This window comes from Mycobacterium sp. 360MFTsu5.1 (assembly GCF_000383495.1).
GTDB classification, from domain to species: Bacteria; Actinomycetota; Actinomycetes; order Mycobacteriales; family Mycobacteriaceae; genus Mycobacterium; species Mycobacterium mucogenicum_B.
In genome coordinates this window covers 41,187-61,236 of record NZ_KB911463.1, presented here as the reverse complement: position 1 = coordinate 61,236, position 20,050 = coordinate 41,187, and the positions used below count along the sequence as shown (strand labels likewise).

Annotated in this window: 20 protein-coding genes and 1 pseudogene; 11 read left to right on the top strand and 10 right to left on the bottom strand. The window is 63.0% G+C overall.

Going from position 1 to position 20,050, the window contains the following annotated elements; all coding sequences use genetic code 11:
- The first annotated feature begins 23 nt into the window (after window positions 1-23).
- From tgt to H289_RS0103820, 3 genes are read left to right on the top strand one after another with little or no spacing between them, the layout of a single operon-like run.
- The gene (tgt, locus tag H289_RS0103830; RefSeq protein ID WP_020099429.1) at window positions 24-1,250 is read left to right on the top strand and encodes a tRNA guanosine(34) transglycosylase Tgt; all 1,227 of its coding nucleotides are present in this window, start codon (window positions 24-26) and stop codon (window positions 1,248-1,250) included.
- A 42-nt stretch (window positions 1,251-1,292) separates the two neighbouring features.
- Window positions 1,293-2,522 (top strand): cytochrome P450, encoded by a 1,230-nt coding sequence (locus H289_RS0103825; protein WP_029104757.1) that lies wholly within the window; start codon window positions 1,293-1,295, stop codon window positions 2,520-2,522.
- 23 nt (window positions 2,523-2,545) lie between these two features.
- The gene (locus H289_RS0103820) at window positions 2,546-3,385 is read left to right on the top strand and encodes an SDR family NAD(P)-dependent oxidoreductase (RefSeq protein ID WP_020099427.1); all 840 of its coding nucleotides are present in this window, start codon (window positions 2,546-2,548) and stop codon (window positions 3,383-3,385) included.
- A gap of 195 nt (window positions 3,386-3,580) precedes the next feature.
- On the opposite strand, the gene gluQRS is transcribed toward H289_RS0103820, so the two are convergent.
- On the bottom strand, window positions 3,581-4,462 hold the full coding sequence (gene gluQRS / locus H289_RS0103815) for a tRNA glutamyl-Q(34) synthetase GluQRS (protein ID WP_020099426.1): 882 nt from the start codon (window positions 4,460-4,462) through the stop codon (window positions 3,581-3,583).
- Between the two features lie 58 nt (window positions 4,463-4,520).
- Here gluQRS and H289_RS0103810 point away from each other — a divergent pair, with 58 nt between their 5' ends.
- The 6 genes and pseudogenes from H289_RS0103810 to H289_RS0103785 all read left to right on the top strand — a co-directional run bounded on the left by H289_RS0103810 (window position 4,521) and on the right by H289_RS0103785 (window position 12,632).
- Complete coding sequence (locus H289_RS0103810; protein ID WP_029104756.1) at window positions 4,521-5,573, top strand: ATP-dependent DNA ligase; 1,053 nt, start codon at window positions 4,521-4,523, stop codon at window positions 5,571-5,573.
- Window positions 5,573-6,538: pseudogene (gene ligD / locus H289_RS0103805) on the top strand (non-homologous end-joining DNA ligase); the annotation flags it as partial. The gene H289_RS0103810 and the pseudogene ligD, both read left to right, overlap by 1 nt.
- Before the next feature lie 61 nt (window positions 6,539-6,599).
- On the top strand, window positions 6,600-8,162 hold the full coding sequence (locus H289_RS0103800) for a site-specific integrase (protein ID WP_196809977.1): 1,563 nt from the start codon (window positions 6,600-6,602) through the stop codon (window positions 8,160-8,162).
- A 140-nt stretch (window positions 8,163-8,302) separates the two neighbouring features.
- On the top strand, window positions 8,303-9,853 hold the full coding sequence (locus H289_RS0103795; protein ID WP_155944019.1) for a site-specific integrase: 1,551 nt from the start codon (window positions 8,303-8,305) through the stop codon (window positions 9,851-9,853).
- A gap of 83 nt (window positions 9,854-9,936) precedes the next feature.
- Window positions 9,937-12,117, top strand: coding sequence for a hypothetical protein (locus H289_RS32805; RefSeq protein WP_155944018.1), 2,181 nt, complete (start codon window positions 9,937-9,939; stop codon window positions 12,115-12,117).
- Entirely contained in the window at window positions 12,114-12,632 is a 519-nt protein-coding gene (locus H289_RS0103785; RefSeq protein WP_020099420.1) for a hypothetical protein, read from the top strand. Before H289_RS32805 ends, H289_RS0103785 begins: the two co-directional genes overlap by 4 nt.
- Before the next feature lie 135 nt (window positions 12,633-12,767).
- Here H289_RS0103785 and H289_RS32800 read toward each other — a convergent pair whose 3' ends face one another.
- From H289_RS32800 to H289_RS33305, 8 genes are all read right to left on the bottom strand, one after another.
- Window positions 12,768-13,100 (bottom strand): hypothetical protein, encoded by a 333-nt coding sequence (locus H289_RS32800; RefSeq protein WP_155944017.1) that lies wholly within the window; start codon window positions 13,098-13,100, stop codon window positions 12,768-12,770.
- 78 nt (window positions 13,101-13,178) lie between these two features.
- Window positions 13,179-13,745: a VUT family protein gene (locus H289_RS29655; protein ID WP_020099417.1), complete on the bottom strand. Its 567-nt coding sequence runs from the start codon at window positions 13,743-13,745 to the stop codon at window positions 13,179-13,181.
- Window positions 13,746-13,783: 38 nt separating this feature from the next.
- Window positions 13,784-14,386 (bottom strand): 7-cyano-7-deazaguanine synthase, encoded by a 603-nt coding sequence (locus H289_RS0103765; RefSeq protein WP_020099416.1) that lies wholly within the window; start codon window positions 14,384-14,386, stop codon window positions 13,784-13,786.
- Window positions 14,383-15,570, bottom strand: coding sequence for a PfkB family carbohydrate kinase (locus H289_RS0103760; protein WP_155944016.1), 1,188 nt, complete (start codon window positions 15,568-15,570; stop codon window positions 14,383-14,385). The genes H289_RS0103765 and H289_RS0103760 overlap by 4 nt, the downstream gene beginning before the upstream one ends.
- Before the next feature lie 429 nt (window positions 15,571-15,999).
- Window positions 16,000-16,821, bottom strand: coding sequence for an 8-oxoguanine DNA glycosylase (locus H289_RS0103750; protein ID WP_020099413.1), 822 nt, complete (start codon window positions 16,819-16,821; stop codon window positions 16,000-16,002).
- Window positions 16,818-17,078, bottom strand: a complete 261-nt coding sequence (locus H289_RS32215) for a helix-turn-helix domain-containing protein (RefSeq protein WP_081633301.1) — start codon at window positions 17,076-17,078, stop codon at window positions 16,818-16,820. Before H289_RS32215 ends, H289_RS0103750 begins: the two co-directional genes overlap by 4 nt.
- Before the next feature lie 189 nt (window positions 17,079-17,267).
- The gene (locus H289_RS0103745) at window positions 17,268-17,621 is read right to left on the bottom strand and encodes a hypothetical protein (protein WP_020099412.1); all 354 of its coding nucleotides are present in this window, start codon (window positions 17,619-17,621) and stop codon (window positions 17,268-17,270) included.
- Between the two features lie 4 nt (window positions 17,622-17,625).
- Window positions 17,626-18,324: a hypothetical protein gene (locus H289_RS33305; protein ID WP_020099411.1), complete on the bottom strand. Its 699-nt coding sequence runs from the start codon at window positions 18,322-18,324 to the stop codon at window positions 17,626-17,628.
- A 315-nt stretch (window positions 18,325-18,639) separates the two neighbouring features.
- Between H289_RS33305 and H289_RS29640 the strand changes: the two genes are divergently transcribed.
- The gene (locus tag H289_RS29640; protein ID WP_020099410.1) at window positions 18,640-18,924 is read left to right on the top strand and encodes an antitoxin Xre/MbcA/ParS toxin-binding domain-containing protein; all 285 of its coding nucleotides are present in this window, start codon (window positions 18,640-18,642) and stop codon (window positions 18,922-18,924) included.
- 35 nt (window positions 18,925-18,959) lie between these two features.
- Here the strand turns inward: H289_RS29640 and H289_RS0103725 are convergent, their stop codons facing one another.
- Window positions 18,960-19,223 carry a hypothetical protein gene (locus H289_RS0103725; RefSeq protein ID WP_020099409.1) on the bottom strand — a complete coding sequence of 88 codons (264 nt, stop codon included), beginning with the start codon at window positions 19,221-19,223 and terminating at the stop codon, window positions 18,960-18,962.
- Window positions 19,224-19,754: 531 nt separating this feature from the next.
- On the opposite strand from H289_RS0103725, the gene H289_RS29635 reads away from it, so the two are divergent.
- Window positions 19,755-20,045, top strand: a complete 291-nt coding sequence (locus H289_RS29635; protein ID WP_051128386.1) for a helix-turn-helix domain-containing protein — start codon at window positions 19,755-19,757, stop codon at window positions 20,043-20,045.
- Window positions 20,046-20,050: the final 5 nt, after the last annotated feature.

The window sequence follows — 20,050 nt, the reverse complement described above, 5'->3', positions numbered from 1 at the left end:
CGGGGAATTGATTGAATACAGCGGTGAGTCAGCAGTTCTTCGAAGTCACCGCGCAGCTGCCGGATCGGCGTGGCCGGGCCGGCGTGATCCATACGCCGCACGGTGACATCCAGACGCCGGCGTTCATCGCCGTCGGTACCGCGGCGACGGTCAAGGGCGTTCTGCCGGAGACCATGAAATCACTTGGGGCGCAGGCACTTCTGTCCAATGCCTACCACCTGTACCTGCAACCGGGGCCCGATGTGGTGGACGAAGCGGGCGGGCTCGGCGCCTTCATGAACTGGCCCGGGCCGACGTTCACCGACAGCGGCGGCTTTCAGGTGATGTCGCTCGGGGTGGGCTTCAAGAAGGTGCTGGCCATGGACACGGCTCGGCTGCAGGCCGACGACATCATTGCCGAAGGAAAAGAGCGGCTGGCCCACGTCGACGAAGACGGGGTGACGTTCCGCTCGCACCTCAACGGTGACAAGCATCGGTTCACGCCGGAGGTGTCGATCGGCATTCAGCACCAGCTCGGCGCTGACATCATCTTCGCCTTCGACGAGTTGACCACCCTGGTGAACACCCGTGCCTATCAAGAACGTTCGGTGGAACGGACCCACCGGTGGGCGGTGCGGTGCCTGGCCGAACACCGTCGGCTCACCATCGAACGCGCGGGCAAGCCGGCGCAGGCGCTGTTCGGGGTGGTGCAGGGGGCGCAGTACGAGGACCTGCGGCGACAGGCCACCAAGGGGCTCGTCGGCATCGTCGACGAGGACGGGCACGGCTTTGACGGCTACGGCATCGGTGGCGCGCTCGAGAAACAGAACCTGGCGACCATCGTCGGCTGGGTCACCGACGAACTGCCCGACGACAAGCCGCGGCACCTGCTCGGTATCAGTGAGCCCGATGATCTGTTCGCCGCCATCGAAGCCGGCGCCGACACCTTCGACTGCGTCTCGCCATCGCGGGTCGCCCGCAACGCCGCGATGTACTCGGCGACCGGCCGCTTCAACGTCACCAACGCGCGGTTCAAGCGGGATTTCAATCCCATTGACGCCGAATGTGATTGCTACACGTGCGCCAACTACACCCGGGCGTACATGCACCATCTGTTCAAGGCCAAGGAGATCCTGGCGTCCACGCTGGGCACCATCCACAACGAGCGGTTCATCATCCGGCTCGTCGACCAGATCCGCGCCGCCATCATCGCCGGTGAGTTCGACGAACTGCGGGACCACGTGCTGGGGCGCTACTACGGGTCCCGATAGCGGGCCACCTGCGACGATCCCGGGCTGTGCACAATTGGCGGTATGACTGGAGCGCCCGGAGTGATCGACCCGCAAACGCTGCTTCTCGGGTTGATGGATCCGGGCAACCGGGCCGACCCGTACCCGCTGTACGAGCGATTCCTCGAGGTCGGGCCGCTGGCGCTGCCCGATGCGAACCTGGTCGTGTTTCCCGGCTTCGCCGAGTGCGACGAGGTGCTGCGGCACCCGGCATCGGCCAACGACCGGCTGAAGTCGACGGTGACGCAAAAGCAGATCGCTGCGGGCCAGCGGCCGGCCCGCCCGTTCGGTGAGCCGGGCTTCCTTTTCCTCGATCCGCCGGATCACACCCGGCTCCGCGGGCTGGCGCAGAAGGCGTTCGCGCCCAAGGTGATCAAGGCCCTCGAGGCCGACATCGTGACCATGGTCGACGGGCTGCTCGAGGGCGTGACGGGCACGATGGACGTGGTGGCCGACCTGGCCTATCCGCTGCCGGTCGCGGTGATCTGCCGGCTGCTCGGCGTGCCGATGGCCGACGAGCCGCTGTTCAGCCGGGCGTCGGCGCTGCTGGCCGGTGGGCTGGATCCCTTCGTGGCAGCGGGCGACGAGGCGGCCGAGGACAACACCGACCTGATGGAGGCCGGTCTCTGGCTGCGCGGATATCTGCGGGACCTCATCGAGCAGCGACGCAGTTCGCCGGGGGAGGACCTGATCTCCGCGCTGATCGCCGCCGAAGAAGACGGCGACCAACTGACCTCCGAAGAGATCGTGGCGACCTGCAATCTGCTGCTGATCGCCGGGCACGAGACGACGGTGAACCTGATCGCCAACGCGGCGCTGGCGATGCTGCGGAACCCGCGGCACTGGGCGGCGCTGGCGGCGGATCCGTCGCGGGCGTCGTCGATCGTGGAGGAGACGTTGCGGTTCGATCCGCCGGTGCAGCTGACCAGCCGCGTCGCCGTCGAGGACATCGAGATCGGTGGCGTGGCGGTGCCCAAGGGCGACATCATGATGCTGCTTCTGGCTGCCGCGCAACGGGATCCGCGCATGTACGACCGGCCCGGCGAATTCGACCCCGACCGCGGTGCGATCAAGCACCTGGCCTTCGGCAAGGGTCCGCACTTCTGCCTCGGCGCGCCACTGGCCCGGTTGGAGGCGTCCGTTGCGCTTTCGGCGCTGGCGGCGCGATTCCCGAACGCGCAGTTGGCGGGTGAACCTGTCTATAAGCCCAACCTGACGCTGCGGGGCCTGGCGACCCTGCCCGTCACCGTTTGATCCCGGCCATTACTCTCGCGAACATGCCTTCAGTTCTCGTCACCGGTGCCGGCCGCGGTATCGGGCTGGCCATCACCCAGCACCTCGCCGCCACTGGGTGGGATGTCATCGCCGGAGTGCGCAGCAAGGCCGACGCTGCCGCGGTCGTGGCGCTGGCTCCGCAACGGATTTCGGCGGTGATCCTCGATGTCACCTCTGAAGATGATGTCGCGGCGCTGTCGGCGGCGTTGCCGGACCGGCTCGACGCTGTGGTGAACAACGCCGGCATCGTCGTCGCCGGTCCCGTCGAGACGCTGACCCCCGCGGACTGGCGGAAGCAGTTGGACGTCAACGTGGTCGGTCAGTTCGCCGTGACTGCGGCAGTGCTGCCCAAGTTGCGGGAGTCCCGAGGCCGTGTGGTGTTCATCTCCAGCGTCAACGGTCAGCTGTCGACGCCGATGATCGGTGCCTATGCGGCATCGAAGTTCGCGCTGGAGGCCGGCGCCGAGGCGCTCCGAATCGAACTGCGGCCCTGGGGCGTTCCGGTGGTGGTCGTGGAGCCCGCGCAGACCGATACGGACATGTGGCGCAAGGCCGACGACATGGTCACCGAGCTCGAGGCCGGCGTCTCGCCCGCGCACCAGGCCCTGTACAGCAAGCACATCGCCGGCATGAAGAAGATGGTGCCGCTGTCGCAGAAGATGGCCGTCGACCCGGCGAAAGTCGTTGCGGTGGTGGAGGAAGCGCTCACCGCGCGCCGGCCCAGGGCGCGGTACATCGTCGGGCTGGGGCCCAAGCTGCAAGCCGCCCTGATGACGAACATCCCGGCGTCCGTGCGCGGTTTCATCCTGGCCAAGGTCTTCGGAGTGCCGCGGCGGGTGTAGGACCTGCTGAAGTACCTGATTGCAATCGTGGTTGCGATCTGTCGGCGGTTGTTGCAGTCAGGGACCTCTGACGTCCGCGAGAAGTACTTGGTCTACCCACCCATGCGCTGAGCATTTGACTAGCAATTCCCCTGCGGCAGTTGAGATTGCGCTGACGCAGCAAAAGTTCGAGTAGCGATGTGCGTAGACGCACAGTCAACTGAGCTGGGGGAAGATCCAGGGTTCGCGGGGTAGACGTTGCGGATCGAACTGCGCCAGCATGCCGTCGATGGTCGTGGCGGCGTAGCCCAGCGACGCTGCGATCTGTGCCATTGCGGATTCCGCACCGATCTCCGAAACCGTCACCGCGCCATCGCGTTTGGCCAGCCTCTTGCCCTCGGCGTTGAGTACGAGGGGGACGTGCGCGTAGACGGGCTGCGAATAACCCAGCAGCGCAGCCAGATACGCCTGTCGCGGCGATGACGGCAGCAGATCGTCGCCACGGACCACCTGGTCGATGCCCTGGGCGGCGTCGTCTACCACGACGGCCAGGTTGTAGGCCGGAACGTTGTCGCCGCGGCGCAGCACGAAGTCGTCGACGACGCCCGTGTACGGTCCGTGCAGCAGGTCGATGACGGTGTATTCGTATGTGTCCGAACGCAATCGGATGGCCGGCGGTCGGCCTGCGGCGCGGCGCTCGGCGCGCTCGTCGTCGCTGAGGTTCCGGCAGGTGCCCGGGTATGCACCTTCGGGCGCATGCGGTGCGCGCGGTGCCTGCAGGATGTCCTTTCTGCTGCAGAAACATTCGAACGTCAGGCCGCGGGCGGTGAGTTCGTCGACGACGGCGAGATACCGGCCCTCATGTGAGGCCTGGTATTCCGGCGGCTCGTCCCACGTCAGCCCGACGGCCGCCAGGTCGTCAAGTTGCCGCTGCGCCACATCGGGGAACGTGCGGTCATCGAGATCTTCGACGCGTACCAGGAACCGCCGGCCCGTGGACCGCGCGAACAACCACGCCAGCACCGCGGTCCGCACGTTGCCGATGTGCAGATCGGCGGACGGGCTCGGCGCGAACCGGCCGGCGGGGGAATGGGACACGACCGCAATGTAACGCGCCGCGCGATGAGATTGCCCACCCGCGCCGGTCTACGTGAGTATGGAAACCGTGGACCTACCCGTGCAGCCACCGATAGACCCGATGCTGGCCAAGGCCGCCGTGAAGGTACCGGACGAGGCGGGGCTGTGGTCCTACGAGCCGAAATGGGACGGGTTCCGCGCCCTGGTGTTCAGGGACGGCGACGACGTGGTGCTGCAGTCGCGCAACGGAAAAGAGCTGGGCAGATACTTCCCCGAGTTGCTCGCGGCGCTGCGGGACGAGATCGCGCCGCGGTGTGTACTCGACGGCGAGGTCGTGGTGCCGCGGGAGATCAACGGCCGCATCCGGCTCGATTGGGAATCGCTCAGCCAGCGCATCCATCCCGCGGCCAGCCGGGTGCAGATGCTGGCCGAGCAGACGCCGGCGCACTTCATCGGATTCGACGCGCTGGCCGACGGCAACCGCAGTCTGCTGGCCGAGCCGTTCCGCGTCCGCCGCGCTGCGTTGCAGAACCTGGTGAGCGAGAAGCAGTGGTGCCACGTCACACGGACCACCGAGGACCCCGAACAGGGCGCACACTGGCTGACCACGTTCGAGGGTGCGGGGCTGGACGGCGTGATCGCCAAACGCCTCGACGGCGCCTACCTGCCGGGCAAGCGGGAGATGGTGAAGGTCAAGCACGCCCGGGACGCGGACTGCGTGGCGATCGGTTACCGCATTCACAAGAGTGGTGAGGGCATCGGCTCGATCCTCCTCGGTCTCTACACCGATGAAGGCAATCTCCACATGGTCGGTGGCGCAGCGTCTTTCACCGTCAAGGACCGCATCGCGCTGCTGGCGGAACTGGAGCCACTGCGCACCGGTGACGCGCAGGACGGTGAACCGAGCCGCTGGAATTCGGCGGCCGACAAGACGTGGATTCCGATTCGTCCTGAGCGGGTATGCGAGGTGGCATACGACCAGATGGAGGGAAACAGCGTGCAAGGCCGACGCTTCCGGCACACGGTGAAGTTCCGCCGCTGGCGCCCGGACAGGGACCCGCAGAGCTGTACCTTCGACCAACTCGACGTACCGCTGAACTACGACCTGTATGACGTCCTGGAGAATTCGTGATGGCAAGCGCCGCAGAAGAACTCGACGTCGACGGCGTCGCCGTCCGGTTCACCAACCCCGACAAGGTGTACTTCCCGCAGCTCGGGAGCAAGGGCACCAAGCGCACGATGGTCGACTACTACCTCGCCGTCGCCGAGCGGATGGTGACGCTGCTGCGGGACCGGCCCACCCACCTGCAACGGTTCCCCGACGGCATCGAGGGCGAGGAGATCTACCAAAAGCGTGTTCCCGTAAAGCATCCGGACTATCTGAAGACCTGCACCGTGACCTTCCCGTCGGGCCGCACCGCCGACGCGCTCAAGGTGACGCACCCGTCGGCCATCATCTGGGCCGCGCAGATGGGCACCATCACGCTGCACCCGTGGCAGGTGCGCTGCCCGGACGTCGAGCACCCCGACGAACTGCGCATCGACCTCGATCCACAGCCGGGCACCGGGTTCAAAGAGGCCCGGGAGATCGCGACCGGTGTGCTCAAACCGATCCTCGACGAACTCGGCCTGACCGGATACCCCAAGACGTCGGGCGGCCGGGGCGTCCATGTGTTCGTCCGGATCAAGCCGGAGTGGGACTTCATCGCCGTGCGCCGGGCTGGTATCGCCCTGGCCCGTGAGGTGGAGCGGCGCGCGCCCGATGCGGTGACGACGTCGTGGTGGAAGGAGGAGCGCGGCGAGCGGCTGTTCATCGACTACAACCAGAACGCGCGGGACCGGACCTTCGCCTCGGCGTACTCGGTGCGCAAGACGCCCATCGCGACGGTGTCGACGCCACTGTCCTGGACCGAGCTCGCCGACGCCGATCCCGATGACTACACGATGGCCACCGTGCCGAAGCTGCTCGCAGAGCGTGACGATCCGTGGGCCCGCATCGACGACGTGGCGCATTCCCTGGAGCCGTTGCTCGAGATGGTGCAGGCCGACGAGGACCGGGGGCTGGGGGATCTGCCGTATCCGAAGAACTTCTCTAGGAAATGGACATGTGCGGGCGTGTCGGAGCGGGCCGGGGCACGTTCCCGTCTACGTTCCAGGAGTGCTGAGCGCTGCCGCTCCGGCAAAGAAGTGGACTGTACTGACAACGACCGGCCGCGAGACTTGGCCGGTCGGGTACTCGGACGTTCTGGATGCGTGTAGCCACCAAGCCCGTTCCGATGCTCGGCCGCGGGTCCCGGAGGGCACGCCGATCCTGGTTTCGTGCAACGGCGAGCTGGACGAATGGTTGGTCCTGTACTTCAGCTCCTCCCCGCAGTTCACATCGTTAGATGTGTCTTCCCGCAAGACGTACGCGCGAGAGATAGCTACCTGGTGCGGCTTTCTCGGAGACCAAAACGATCCGCTGACATGGTTGGAAGCCACGGAAGATGATTTCATCGATTTCAAGGTCTTCCGCACCGATCATCATCAGTCGGCCGACATAGTGGCGTGGTCGACGTGGAATAAGGCGGTTTTCGCGCTCAGGGGTCTGTACGACTGGGCAGTGAGCCACAAGATTCCGATCACGCCGCACGGTCCGGCTATAGACGTAAGTCCGGTGCCGGGTGGGCGGGCTGCGCTGAAGGTGCCCGGTGCTAGACCCGACGAGACGTTGGTGCGTAAGGAGCGGGATCGGTGGATCGTTCCAGGGACGTACCGGCTGTGGCGCGATGTCGGCTTGCGCGGTCGCGCGATTGAACGTATCAGTCGGAGTCAATGGCGCGCGACCGGCGATGACGAGTCCTGTCGGGCTCGTAACTCGTTGCGCAATACAGCATTCACGGACTTTGTCTACTCAACTGGTCTGCGCGTGCAGGAAGCGGGAGCGCTCCTACTGGCAGAACTACCAGCCGAAGGCGTAGTTGAGGCGAAGCTGCCTGCGGCGATCGCTAAGAACAGCAAGGGGCGGGTGTGGTACGGGGCACCGACCGTAACTCGCACATTGCGCAGCTACATCTATGTCGGCCGAGCTGCTGCTGTTCGCCGCGCGATAAGTGAGGGGCGCTACGACGCGATCGACGACATCGTCTGGGTAACAGACATTCGACGCACTCGAAAGGGGATGCTCGAAGTCATTTGCGACGACAGCGTTGCTATGTCACTGAACACAATGGAGCCACCGATGCGACGGCGTCTGTTCTGGCGGCGGAACGGACGCCCCGAACCGATGGCATTGTGGCTCAACGAAAGCGGAACCCCCTTCCATCACGAGTCATGGATCGGAGTGTTCGAGGGAGCGAACGATCGACTTTGGGCAGCGATGGAACCCACCGGAGCCACAGGCAGTGACAAGCTGACGGTAACGCCCCACTCCCTTCGCTTCAGTTTCGCGCTGGCGTTGGCCGTCCGATTGCACCAGCGTCTCGATGACAGGCACGGATGGGATGAGAACGTCCCCTACGGGGACGGGTCTCGGTATGACGAGGTGTTTCGGACAGTGAAAGACGTGTTGGGGCATAAATCGGTGGAAACGACGCGGAACACATATATGCCCCGTGTTCAGCGACTGCGGTTCGATCGATTGTTTGGGACTTCGACGACAGGCGCGAGCATAAGCGATATGGTTTCGGCGTTGGCGCAAGACCTTGCGGAGGTCCGCGATCTGACTGGCACTACCGAATGAAGGCGGGTCGACGTCGCACCGCGGCAGATGGCGTTGTCACTCGGCGCGAGAATCCTGAAGTAGTCGTTGCTTCTCTTCATGGCTCGTATTCGCCTGTAGTGCTTGATCTTCGGGACTTAGCGTGTGACGCGCGGCTAAGGGTGCAGCTCGCCGACGCACTGGAACTTCTGACCGGAGCCAACGGTACTTGGAAGAGTGCGCACACCGCTCGAAACAATCTCGTCGACATCAAATGGTTCGCGCGATGGTGTAGCGAGAACGATGTGAGCACGTTAACCGAGCTGAGCCCGAATCGCTGGAACACCTACCTGCTCCATCGAGCAAAAAGCTTGCCGAATGCTAACGCTCAGCGCTCGCATTTGGCTACGGTTCGGCTGGTCCTCCGCTGTTATCCGCACCGACTCCATCCAGATCTACCGAAGAGTTTGAACCGGAGGCTTCCTGGGGAGGAAGTAGATGAATATCAGCCCCTCGAGATGGACGATTTTGACTTGATCCTCGAAGCGGCGACGGCCGCAGTCAATGCCGAGTATCGGCGCATCCACCCAAATTTGCTCCTGTTGAAAAAGGCGGACAACGAGGATCTCTCACCTCAAGAGCGGGCTCGTGCCGACGCGCTTCGCGAAGTGGCCGATACGGGCGCACCTCAAACTGACACTGCACGTGTGGCATTGGGGATTCCGTGCCTCGAAGACAGCCGGAACAACGGCGCCAGGAATGCGCGCCCAATGCTGTTCGTGAGCCGACAGGGCGCGGTGGCGATTGCGGTGCTCATCGCCTGCCTGGAGGGTGTCAACTTTACTCAAATTAACGAGCGAAGGGTGCCCTCGGCGGCTCCTGGGCTCGGTGTCTCAGAAGAAATATCGACGGTGGAAGACGAGAAACGACGCCGCCCCAACGACCCATATGACGCGCATGCGATCCCGAAAAAAGCACGCCGTGCGATGGCGAAAATCATCGAAATGACCCAGCCGGCACGTGACTATCTAGCTGCACACGATCTTCCGGGAGCCGACCGTGTAATCGTATATTGGCAGGGAATCGGAGGAAGGGCGACTCCGCAGGTGGGTATATGGCCCTCAGATGCCACTGACAAGTCGGGCCTTGCATGGTGGCCAAATGAGGACGTGCCGCTGTCTTTCCACCGCATCCGCAAGACGGTGCGCGTTCTCATCGACCGGACACCCCAGGGACACACTCGCGCGACGTGGTCCACCCTGTACGTCCGCGCATCAGAGGTCGAACGTGAACGCCTGATGATCGAGGCCGTTGAAGCTGGGCTGTGGGCGGTCATCGAGAATGCCGAGAACCACCTCAAGATGAGATTCGAAGACGCCAACACACCAACGGACACCGATACAACTATTGGTGGCTGCTTCGACTTCGAGCGCCACCCGTTGACTGGAGAGCCGTGCGGCGACGATTTTCTGTTGTGCCTGCAATGTACACATGCCTTCGCAACGCCACGTCATCTCCCCCGACTGATAGAACTCCGCCGCCAACTGGAGGCCATAGCCTCCACCGATGGACCCGACTGGACCGACTTCCGCGCCATGGCCTACGGATGCCTTCTGGCCCTTCTTGAGGACCGCACCCTGATCACCGCCAACGAATACCGAGTTGCCGAGGGCGCCATCACCGATGAGGACAGCGCTGAAATACACCTACTCCTCAATGGGAAGTACACATGAATCGTCTAGTAGCTGACACAATCGACCCTGCCGACTCAGCCGACGAGGACGCAATCGATTGGTCTACAGTGGAATCCGGGCCCGTGATCGTGCATCAGCTGCGGCTTAAACGTCCCGACCTTCCAATGAGCACATTTGACGAAAGCATTTGGTCGCTGCGCCCGATGGATCCGCCTCCCGCTAGCCTGAAGAATCTGCGATGGTTGCCCGGAACATCAGAACAGCGTTTTGCTTTTCCCTCGCATCTCGTCATGCCCTTCAAACGCATCGTCTGGCTGCTCATCAACAGGCCCGCACCGGCGGCGCAGCTCGCGGACAGTAATTCTCGGGAATGGCCGGCAGCGTCGTCGATTGGCACGCGGTTTGCGTTCTTGCGTCACTTCAGCCACTACCTCGGCGAGCAAGGTATCGCTCAACTCTGCGATGTCACGGTGGACCTGCTCGACTCCTATGCAACGGAAGCCATCGTTACGGAAAGCGGGTCCATCAGGTCATCAACGGTGCAGCTTCTGGGTTATATTGGCGCGATCGCCCACTTGGCGGCCTATCTGCCCGAAGCGGACCGCATGGTCGAGCCCTTATGGTTCGCGGCGGATGTCGGCAGACGCGCGGCTGCGCGTTCCGCCGATAACAATAAGGTCGTCATCGCTCCCGATACTTTCGCACCGCTTCTCTGGTGGTCTCGGCAGATCGTCCGATGCGTTCCAGACATTGTGGCCGGTGTCGAGTGGGTGTCTGAAGCTATAAGTCGACCTACGTTGCCTGAACGTTCTGCGGCAGCGCTCGCTGGTGTCGCTGAAATAGTGGCAGAGCGGGGCGGGGTGCTGCCGCAAGGTCGTCGCGAAGGAACAGTCGCTGCGGAATATCTGATCGCGCAGCGAGGCGGAGGAATCCATCCCAAAGACTTTGGATATTGGCGCCGTTGTCGTGGTGATTATGTGCTTGACCCTAGTCTGCCGCAACCGATTCCGGTGACCGTCACATGTACCATCGAAGGTCGTCCATGGTTGCCGTTCCTGGACTACCGGGATATACGGGACGGCAAACTGCTGAGAATCCTTCGCGCGGCCGCGGCTGTGCTCATTTGTAGCTGCACCGGAATGCGCGGGGAGGAATGTCGGAAGCTTCCGCTCGGAGCCCTGCGGTCCGTTCCGCGTCCTGACGGTGCTCATTCCTTTCGGATCGACGGCCGAATCTTTAAAGCCGTCCGTGATGATAATGACCAGCAAGATATCGACGGGAAGCCGTGGGTGTGGGCAACTATCAGGCCTGGCGCCGAAGCGATCCAGGCGCTTGAACTCCTTGCCGCAGCTGAGGGATCGGAGCGATTGATCAGTCACCCTGACACTCGAAATCCGCAGAAGCGTAAGACGGCTCTGGATCGCATCGTCGCCAGCGATTCGATGGTTCTGTGGATCAGCGAACTCACTGAATACGTGAACGAGTTGGTGATCAAACTCGACCTCCAGCCGAGCCGCCGCATCGCCGCAGACCCGAACGGTGCGGTCACTCTCGACCGATTCCGACGCAGCATCGCGTGGCATATCGTGAATCAACCGGAAGGACTTGTGGCCGCCGGTGTTCAATTCGGCCAAATGGAGGCGACGGTCACCGAACGGTACGGATCCACGATCAGCTCTGGCATCGCCGCGACCATGGATCAAGAACGTAAGAATGCCTTGTACGAGACGCTGCAAGACCACTCGAACGCAGCTAAGACCGGCATGAAGGTATCGGGTCCCGCGGCCAAGCGACTCGGAAATGCGCTAAACCGGTTCGCCGCCAACCAATTCCCCGGGACGTACGCTGAAATGACGAAGAAGGAGGAGGGCCGACTGCGCAGCGATCCGGACATGGTGGTACGGGAAAACCCTGGCCATGCGTGCCTGTGCCTCGCCGATCCGATGAAACCAGAAACAATGGCATGCTCGCGTGAAAACAACGGCGAACCCAACCGAAACGACTGCAGAACATATTGCGGTAGTAGGGCTTACACCGACAAGACGATCGCCGCAGATAAGGACGAGGCTGCTCAACTTCGGGCCCGATTGGATTGTGTGAATCCGATCCTCGCGGCGCGAATCACAAAGCGGATCAAGCATCTCGAAGAGCACATCGCAGAACACGAGACCACTGGGATGCCCCTGCTCGCGGTGATGGCTGAAGAGCAAGCTAAAGCGGACCGGGTTGCGAAGAACAATAAGATCACGAGTTCGGAATCGTCTGATGGGGCAGCTCCTTCTGGAAAGAGCGATCGGGCATGACATCTGGCGAAGCGACGCCCATTGCACAGCGGGATTGGCCCCCTACCGAAGACGAGATCAACGCCGAACGCAACCCCACCCGGAAGGCCGTCCTCATTGCGATGCAGAGTCTTCTCACCGGCGAACCGGCACCCAAAGCGATCAACCGGGGCAAGCGAAGTGTCGTAGCCCTGGCCAACGAAGCAGGCGTAGGTCGAACCCGGCTCGTGCGAGGCGCTCTCAGCGACCTCGCCGACTGGATGGACAGGGCGGTGGCGAAGCAGGACGAGGTCGTCACCCCACAAGAACACGCGTTGAACAAGAAACTCCAGGCGATGCTTGAGCGCGCGCTGAACGCGGAGCGCAAATACAAGGACGCACGAGACAAGCGGACGGAGCTGGAAGCTGTCGTGCAAGCCCTGGCCGAACAACTTCAAGTCAGCATTCGCGACAGAGCGCGGCTTCAAGCGAAGCTCGATCGACTGACCAAGAATACCGCCACCATGTTGGTACCTCGCGACTCCAGCTCAACCTAAGAGGTCGATCACCCACCGCAGACCACCGAAGGCGCCGGCGGGTGTTTACGAGAAACTGTCGCGTATCGCTGACGGGTGGATGGGCCGGGGGAGCACCGTATCGAGATCGCTCAAATCGTCGTCGAGTTCAACGATCTAGTCGCTGTCGAGTTCCTCATTGCGCGCTCGCCGCCGTTCGTCATCGGGTAGTAGGCCGCCTAGCGGTGTTACCTCTCGCATTTCGATGTCATGGCGGTCAACGCCGATCAGTGCGCGTCGCAGCCCCGCCAGATCGTTGCTTTCGACGATGTGTTGCCAGTGATCCAGGTTCTCGAGGTGCGGTCGGCCGTGGACGCTCAACCGGAGGCGCGCGATATTGTCCAGAATCGTCGTTCGCCAATCGGTGAGCGATGTCGCGGTCAGGTGTGTTGCTAGCTGACAGTGCACGATCCAGGAGCGGTGTTCGGAGCGAGTGAGCCTTCCTGTCATCGGCCCATTGTCTCGACCGCGGTGATTGATTTCTACTGGTTCCATCCTGAGCCCATCGCTATCAGACTTGCCTAGCCGTCATGCGCGAGCTTGAGCGTTGCCTACCAGGCCGAACCGTGGCACGACCAGCCGAGCGGCTGCCCCTATCACGACGAGGGTCGCGACCGACGCCTCCAACTTGCCCGCCGTCATTCCGACAGCACCGGATGCCGCCTGGGACAAGCCGAAAGCCAATGCCAGGAACAGAATTGAGTCCACTAGTGCCGACACCACATTGCTCGCAAGCACTGCTGTCGTGTAGCCGCGCCGACGGAGGCGGGCGTACACGCCCAAGTCCGCGGTCTCAGCGGCCAAGAACGTGCCTATGGATGCGAACGCCAGGGCCGGGGACGCAACCATCGCCGTCAGCGGGGCGCTGGCGGCGATGACTCCCAGCGTCTTCCACGCTCCCAGCCGTTCATGGATGACGTCTCGCACAGTCAGTTGGGCGCCGGCGAACAACACGCCAGACGGTGCGACCAAACCAAAACCGATCGGAATCGTGCGCGGTGCCCCCGGTCCGTGGTCGGCACCAACGTGCAGGATCGCCCAGTTCGCGGCGACAATGCAGCCGGCAAACGCGACGACCCAGACCCCAGTGACCATGTGGCGGTGCACGTTCAGCGGTCGATGACCAGAAATGCTCACTGCAGCCGACCAGCCTCGCGAAGTGCTTCAATGTGTTTGACGCAGCCCGGGCAGTTAGCACACGGCAGATTGGCCCGATGACATGAGTGCGTCCATCCTATGACTGCATCCGAAACCCTTGACGCGGAAAGTAATTCGGCCGCGCGTAGATGCGCGGCGGGGGCCCGCAAACGCATACCGCCTTCCTGAAGAGCTAGCAGTGCATCCATGCCTGCGACGAACTCGCTAGTGCCATCGGCATGACGTGCCCCGTCGGAAGCTACCGTCCCGACCAGCACTGCTTCGAACCCACGCTGTACGCCCCAGGCTGCGGCGAGCGTGATCAACAGCTGATTGCGGAAAGGCCACCATTCCGGGGAGACCCCGGCAGGGCTTGCTCCGCCCGCATCGGTGGCCATCAGACCGCCGCCCACCGCGGCGGCCGAAACGCTCAGCGCATCGAACGGCAATCCCAGTTCGGCGGCTATCTGGCGAGCAGCGCGGCCTTCGGCCATCGCCGGGAGTTGGCCGTAGTCGACGTAGAGACAGTGCTCAGGCAGCACCATCGCCGCCACGCCGGCGCTATCGAGTCCGCCGGACAACAGCAACAGCCGCTTCACGACCCAGGAGAGTTCTGGATAGCTGACCAGATACTGCCGTATAAGGCCGTTGAAAGGTCACTGACTACGACGGCGCCGGTCCCGCGGGCCATCGTCCAGGCGTGTTCGTCGGGATGTTCAGCGAACCCGACGACCGGTATTCCGGCGCGGGTGGCCCAACCGACTTCGAACAAAGTCCCGGCGTCGGCGCCATCGAGCACAGCGAAGACACTGCGACACCCGCGTAAGCCGTCTAGATCCTTCTCGGCCACTTCGTCACCGCCGCAACCAATTTCGTCGAGCGGGGAAAACACGTCGGCCCCGAGGTGCGTCAGAGCGCCGTTGGTGGTCCGGATGAGTTGTCTCTGAGCCAGATTAAAGAACGGACCGGCCAGATAGATTCGCGGTGTCTGCAGCGGGTATGGAAGCGGCGGACGTAGCGTGTCGAGTTGGTCGAGCCGTACTTGCGCGGTGCCGGTCAGCGAGTGCGAGGCCGCGACTCGCGACCCGGCCTGGGCCGCGGCGAGCGGATCGGCACCGGCAGCCCACGCATGCGCGTATCCGGCCGAGAACGCGTCCCCTGAGCCCAGCGGATGCACCCGGTCGGTGGGTATCGCCCCGAACGCAGCGACTACGTCGCGGTGGGCCACGATACCGCCGAGTGCACCGCGCTTGACGACCACAGCGTCCGCGCCGCGGCGCGCCAACTCAAGTGCTGCTTGCTCGACATCGTTGTGGCCGACAGCGGCCCGAGCCTCATGTTCGTTGAGGATCAAGGTGATTCGCTCGGCATCTACAGCACCGAGCAGAGCATCGACGGAGCCGTGTTGCGGATCAACGACGACAGTCTTGGCGCGGACGGTCCATCGAGTCTCCACCATTCCAAACGCCAACACACACTCAGCGTCGACCTCTATCGGTGCCGCTGAGGATGCGGTGCCGCGCAGCGTCGTGCGCGAAATAGGCGTCTCGTAGGTGAAGACGATCGGCCCTGTTCGCTCGATGGGGCCGGCGGCGATGTTCAATGCCGAGCAGACGGCGCTGAACTCAGGCGCATCGCCATCATTGATGGCGGTACGGAACTGAACGGTGTCGCCCAGACTTGCCAGTAAGCCCGCTGCACGAAGCCCCGAACCGAGCAGGCGATTGATCGGTGGCTCCACACAATATTCGCGATAGGTTCCACCGACGACCGTAATCTGCACCGTAGATCAGACTTGCGTGGCGGGCTGAACTCGGACGCGAACCGGGCTTAGCGCCACGATGACCGCTTCGTAGGCGTAGCCAGCGCCGATGCAGCTGGTCAGATCCGCCCAGTGATCGGTGATTGCTCCCAGGACCGCCCCGCTGCTACGCACATATACCGCTAGCTGCGGCGGAGTGCCCTGCAAGACGATGTCGCAGACGGTTCCCAGCTCCACCTGTGCTACGACGTCCGGATCTGGCGACATCACGCCGGCTTCGAAAATCAATGTGCTGCAGGAGGGTCCGCTTTGTCCTCGTCCGCTGATCCCCCCGAGTGTGCTGCGATAATCTGAGCCCCCGCCACCGGCCACGGCGTTCCCCTCGCCTCGACTGTTGTTCTAGCGATCAATGTAATGCCGCGGACCGCCTCCGTCTGCAAGATGGTGCGGTTAGTCCAACGACACGAGGGCGTCCACACCGAACAATGACCGAGCGCCACGGCCCAGCGTCGCGAGCGAGGACCAGATGCATGCGTCGAGGTCGGCTGTCCCCACCCCGCCCAGGTAAGCCCATGCGACGAACGCTTCCTCGAACAACAGATAATCACGAGGCAGTTTCCACGCCGGATCGAACATTCCCGCCGCCACGCCCGCACGCCTGATGTGGATGTCGATGACGGCAATGGCATCACTGCGCGTGAGATTGCGGACCACCCACGAGGCCGTCTTGAGCCCGACCCCTGGCACCCCTGTTAGCCAGTCGCGGAGCTCCCTCGGTTGATCCGCTCGTGGCGGTGTGCCGGAGTCGAGGAAGGCGATCGCCGCGGCCAGTCGCTGCGCCTTCAGTTGCGGAAACCGATACCGCACCGTACGTGGATGACCGGCCAGGCTTAGCGGTTCGGATAACGCACTGTGAATGACGCTCTCACTGAACAGCTCACCGGTCAGCAGGCCCAGTTCCTGACAGCGTGTAAACGCCGCGTACGCCATGTGTTCGGTGATTCCGTAACCGCCGAGGAGGCACAGCGCTACTTCCTCAAGCAACGTGGAGCCAATCTGATAAGTGGCGGGGCGGGACCGCTGTCGCGTTTGTTCGACCCAGAACGCCGGTGTCCCCAAATAGCTGGGGTCGTACCAGCGCACAGTCCGACGCCAGGATGATCCGGTCAACACAGCCTGCCCGCCGAGCGGTTCGGCCGCCAACGCATCGCGAACGCAGTTCAGACCGATTGCGGCCGCATCTACCTCTGTCAGCGGCGCAACCGACGTCATTTCCGTCGCCTTTCTGTTCGCATTGCTCGGTCTGCCAACTGATTTAGTGGAATGCCAAGCTCGCGCGCTAACCGTGCAATCAAGAAGAAGCCTGGTGACGGAGTGCCGCCCTGCTCCAGCTTGCGCAACGTATCGAGCGGCACTCCGGCTGCGTTAGATACCTCCGCCGCGGTTCTGCCACCGCGTAGCCGGCGCAGCTCCGCCCCGAGCTTCTCTCCCTGTAGGCGTTCGTGTTCCGTTAGCGCGGGCCGTGGCATGCATATAACTATACCAGGATAATAATTCGCCATGAGTGTACTCGCGGGGTCTATTCGACAACGGATCCGTCGTGCGCGCTTGCCAAATAAGCAGCGCTCCAAGGTGTTTCGAGCATTGCATGAGTGGCGCGGACTGTCCTCGATGGGTGACCCGAAACGCGTGACGGTGCGACCGCGTATCGCGCCCGGTTACTCACTTGGCGAGTTATCTTCTTCTGCAACGGTTTCAGTCCCGCTGGTTCCGTGCCCGAGTACCTCTCGTGGTCTAAGGCGTTGCGGTTGGTAGACCGCCCAATCCATCAACGTCTGGCTGCCGTGGTCGTCGATCCTGCCGATGCAACCTTCTTCGATGAGCTGTAGGGCTTCGGCAACGTCAATGCGGTCGTACCGCTTATCCCGGTTGATCAAGAAGTCGGCGGTCAGCGGTTTGTTGTAGACAAATTCATCAACGTCGGGGACGTAGCAGAACAACTTGCCGTCAACCTGCGCAACTAGCGCTTGGATACGGTCGTCATCCCTGACGAGATACAAAACAGCGCTCAACTGGTCAGCGTCCTAACGGCCATACCAGGCGGACTCCGCGGCAAGCCGCAGCTGCATCAATGTCTCCGCCACCGCGCAGCCACTCCAATGGTGTCTGCGCCCGATGGCGATACAGGTCGGGCTGCGTCGTGTGCAAGAAACCATCGACCGTAGCCGGATGCACGTCCACGGGCAACGCTAAAAGGACTCGCGCCAGGCCGCGCACCTGCCGGATCGGCTGAAGCGACGTCGCGTCGATCTCGAACTGGCATGCCGGGAATCGCCAGGATGAGCCGTCTGGAATCGCCCACAGTTCGCCAGCCACTCGTTGCTGCGCCAGCTGGGACTCGCTGATGCACAACCCCGCCGCGACTTCGGCCGAGACGTATCCCGTCGCCACCAGTCGCGCAACATGTTTGGCGACCTGCTCGCCCTCGATCACATCGTGCAGCACCGGCGGCTCATCGCAGAGTTCGGCTGGTCTCATGGAGACCTGATGCTGGGCATAGTCGGCCAGACGCTCGAACTCGTCGTCGGTGATATCGCCACGATAGAACGCCGCGCAGATCACGTCCCAGTCGCCGGAGACGTAGGCATCGGTCGCAACGCCATCGACGCACGCCACGCTGCCGAAGGTGTACGACCAGCTCAACAGCGTGTCCATCATCTCCTCGGTGGTGATGATGCCGGCGCCGCGCTGGGCAATGATGTCCGCAGGCGTCACGAAACTACCCGTGGGTGACTGGCTGCGTAACGGCACAAGCGATGTCCGTGCATTCCCCGGCCTCTTCCGCCAACTCGTCGCACCCAAAAACCGGGCTTCGTAAGCACTTTTCGCGATTCCGATTCGCCGTCGCGGATTGCGGGCCTGCCGCCCGCTGGCCCCAGCCGGACGCGGCTGAAACAGCACCCCAAGTACTGACTGCCGCATGCGGGTCCGACGGTAGGTGGCCTAATGGGCCGCGCTGCGGTCCGCTGATTACGTCCTGCGGCGGGAAGGTCGATAGACGGAGCGCCCATCGCGGGGGAGAATCAGTACATGACATACCGCGATCGCGGCGCCGAATACATCGCCAACAGGCTGTCCAACCCTGAATCAACAACGCGCATCGCCGAAATCCGTGAGCAGATACGCAAGGTCGACGATATTGAATACGCGTACTCGCGGGCACGTCTGTTGTGGAGCGAAGATACAGCACGCATCTGGTTCGAAAGCGCCAACGCGTTCCTCGGAGGCTCGCGACCTCTGGATGTCCTGCGCACGGACGGAGCTTCCAGTGTTCTTCTTGCGCTGGATGCTGAAATGGGCGGCGGGGCTGCATAAGTGGCTCTTCGCTCTATCCGACGACTGGCGCCTATCTAAGGCGGCGTGATGCTGCCTGGCTCGCCGCAGATCCGCGCAACGGTTTCTCGCTGGTGCGGCGTGAGCATGTCGACTGTGCACTTTTCGACCATCAATGCCCACCACGCTGTCTGGTTGACAATGCAGTGGGGACAGGTACGTGGCCCGATGATGCCGAACGTGCCCATCTTCGGCGGATAGTCCCAGCCCGCCTCGTACGCGGCTTCGGGCGCGAGGTCGCGTTCCGTCCCGCACACCTCGCAGATGTGGCGCAGGATCATGTCTTTGGCGATGTGGACAACGCCTCTGCACCCGCCCTGTGGGCGTCGTCATGCGGCCTACCGGGTCTCGCAGGTTGTGAAGGAAATCGGGCCTTTCCAACAGCTTTTGTCATCGGCATCCTTCTTGCGGGGCTAGACATGTAGTTGCTATGCGATCGTCGGCGCCACTTGCGGTGTGGTTCGCAGGAGGAAAGCGCTCCGGCGCAGCAGATTACGACGGCTGATGCGTTGACGCCGCGAAGAGAGGCTCCAACGCGGTGCGAATCAACGCTTGGCGACTGGCGTGCCCCTGTTCCTTTGCCAGCATGCTGAGAACTGCGCCTTCAGTGGGCAGCAATCGGAGGGTCACAGTATCGGTGCGTCTCCGTGTTTCAGACCCGCGGCGCCGCGTCTTTGTGCTGGCGGCCTCCGGCATGCGTTACCTCCCTTTCGTTCGTCACGTGCATGTTGCTGGGTGATGTGGCAAATACCTCTCACAATATACAACTAGTTGTACAGACTTTTGCGGGCCGTACGCCATGACTACAGTGTGTGCCAACACGCCCTAGTCAAAACGATCCTGACCGCACCGTTCAGTGGGCCGCGAGGCGTGCCGCGGTCGGCGGCCGCATTCGGCAATTGCGGATCGAACGGGCATTGACTCAGGAGGAAGTGGCGCATCGGTCGGGAGTGGCGCGACACATGCTCGTTCAGGTGGAACTCGGTCAGCGCGGGCTGCTGTACGAAAGACTCTTCGACATTGCCGACGCGCTCGATGTGCCGATCGTCGAGTTGTTTGAATCGTCCGCACCGTCGACCGGTGGTGGCGACACCGACGTCTGAACAAC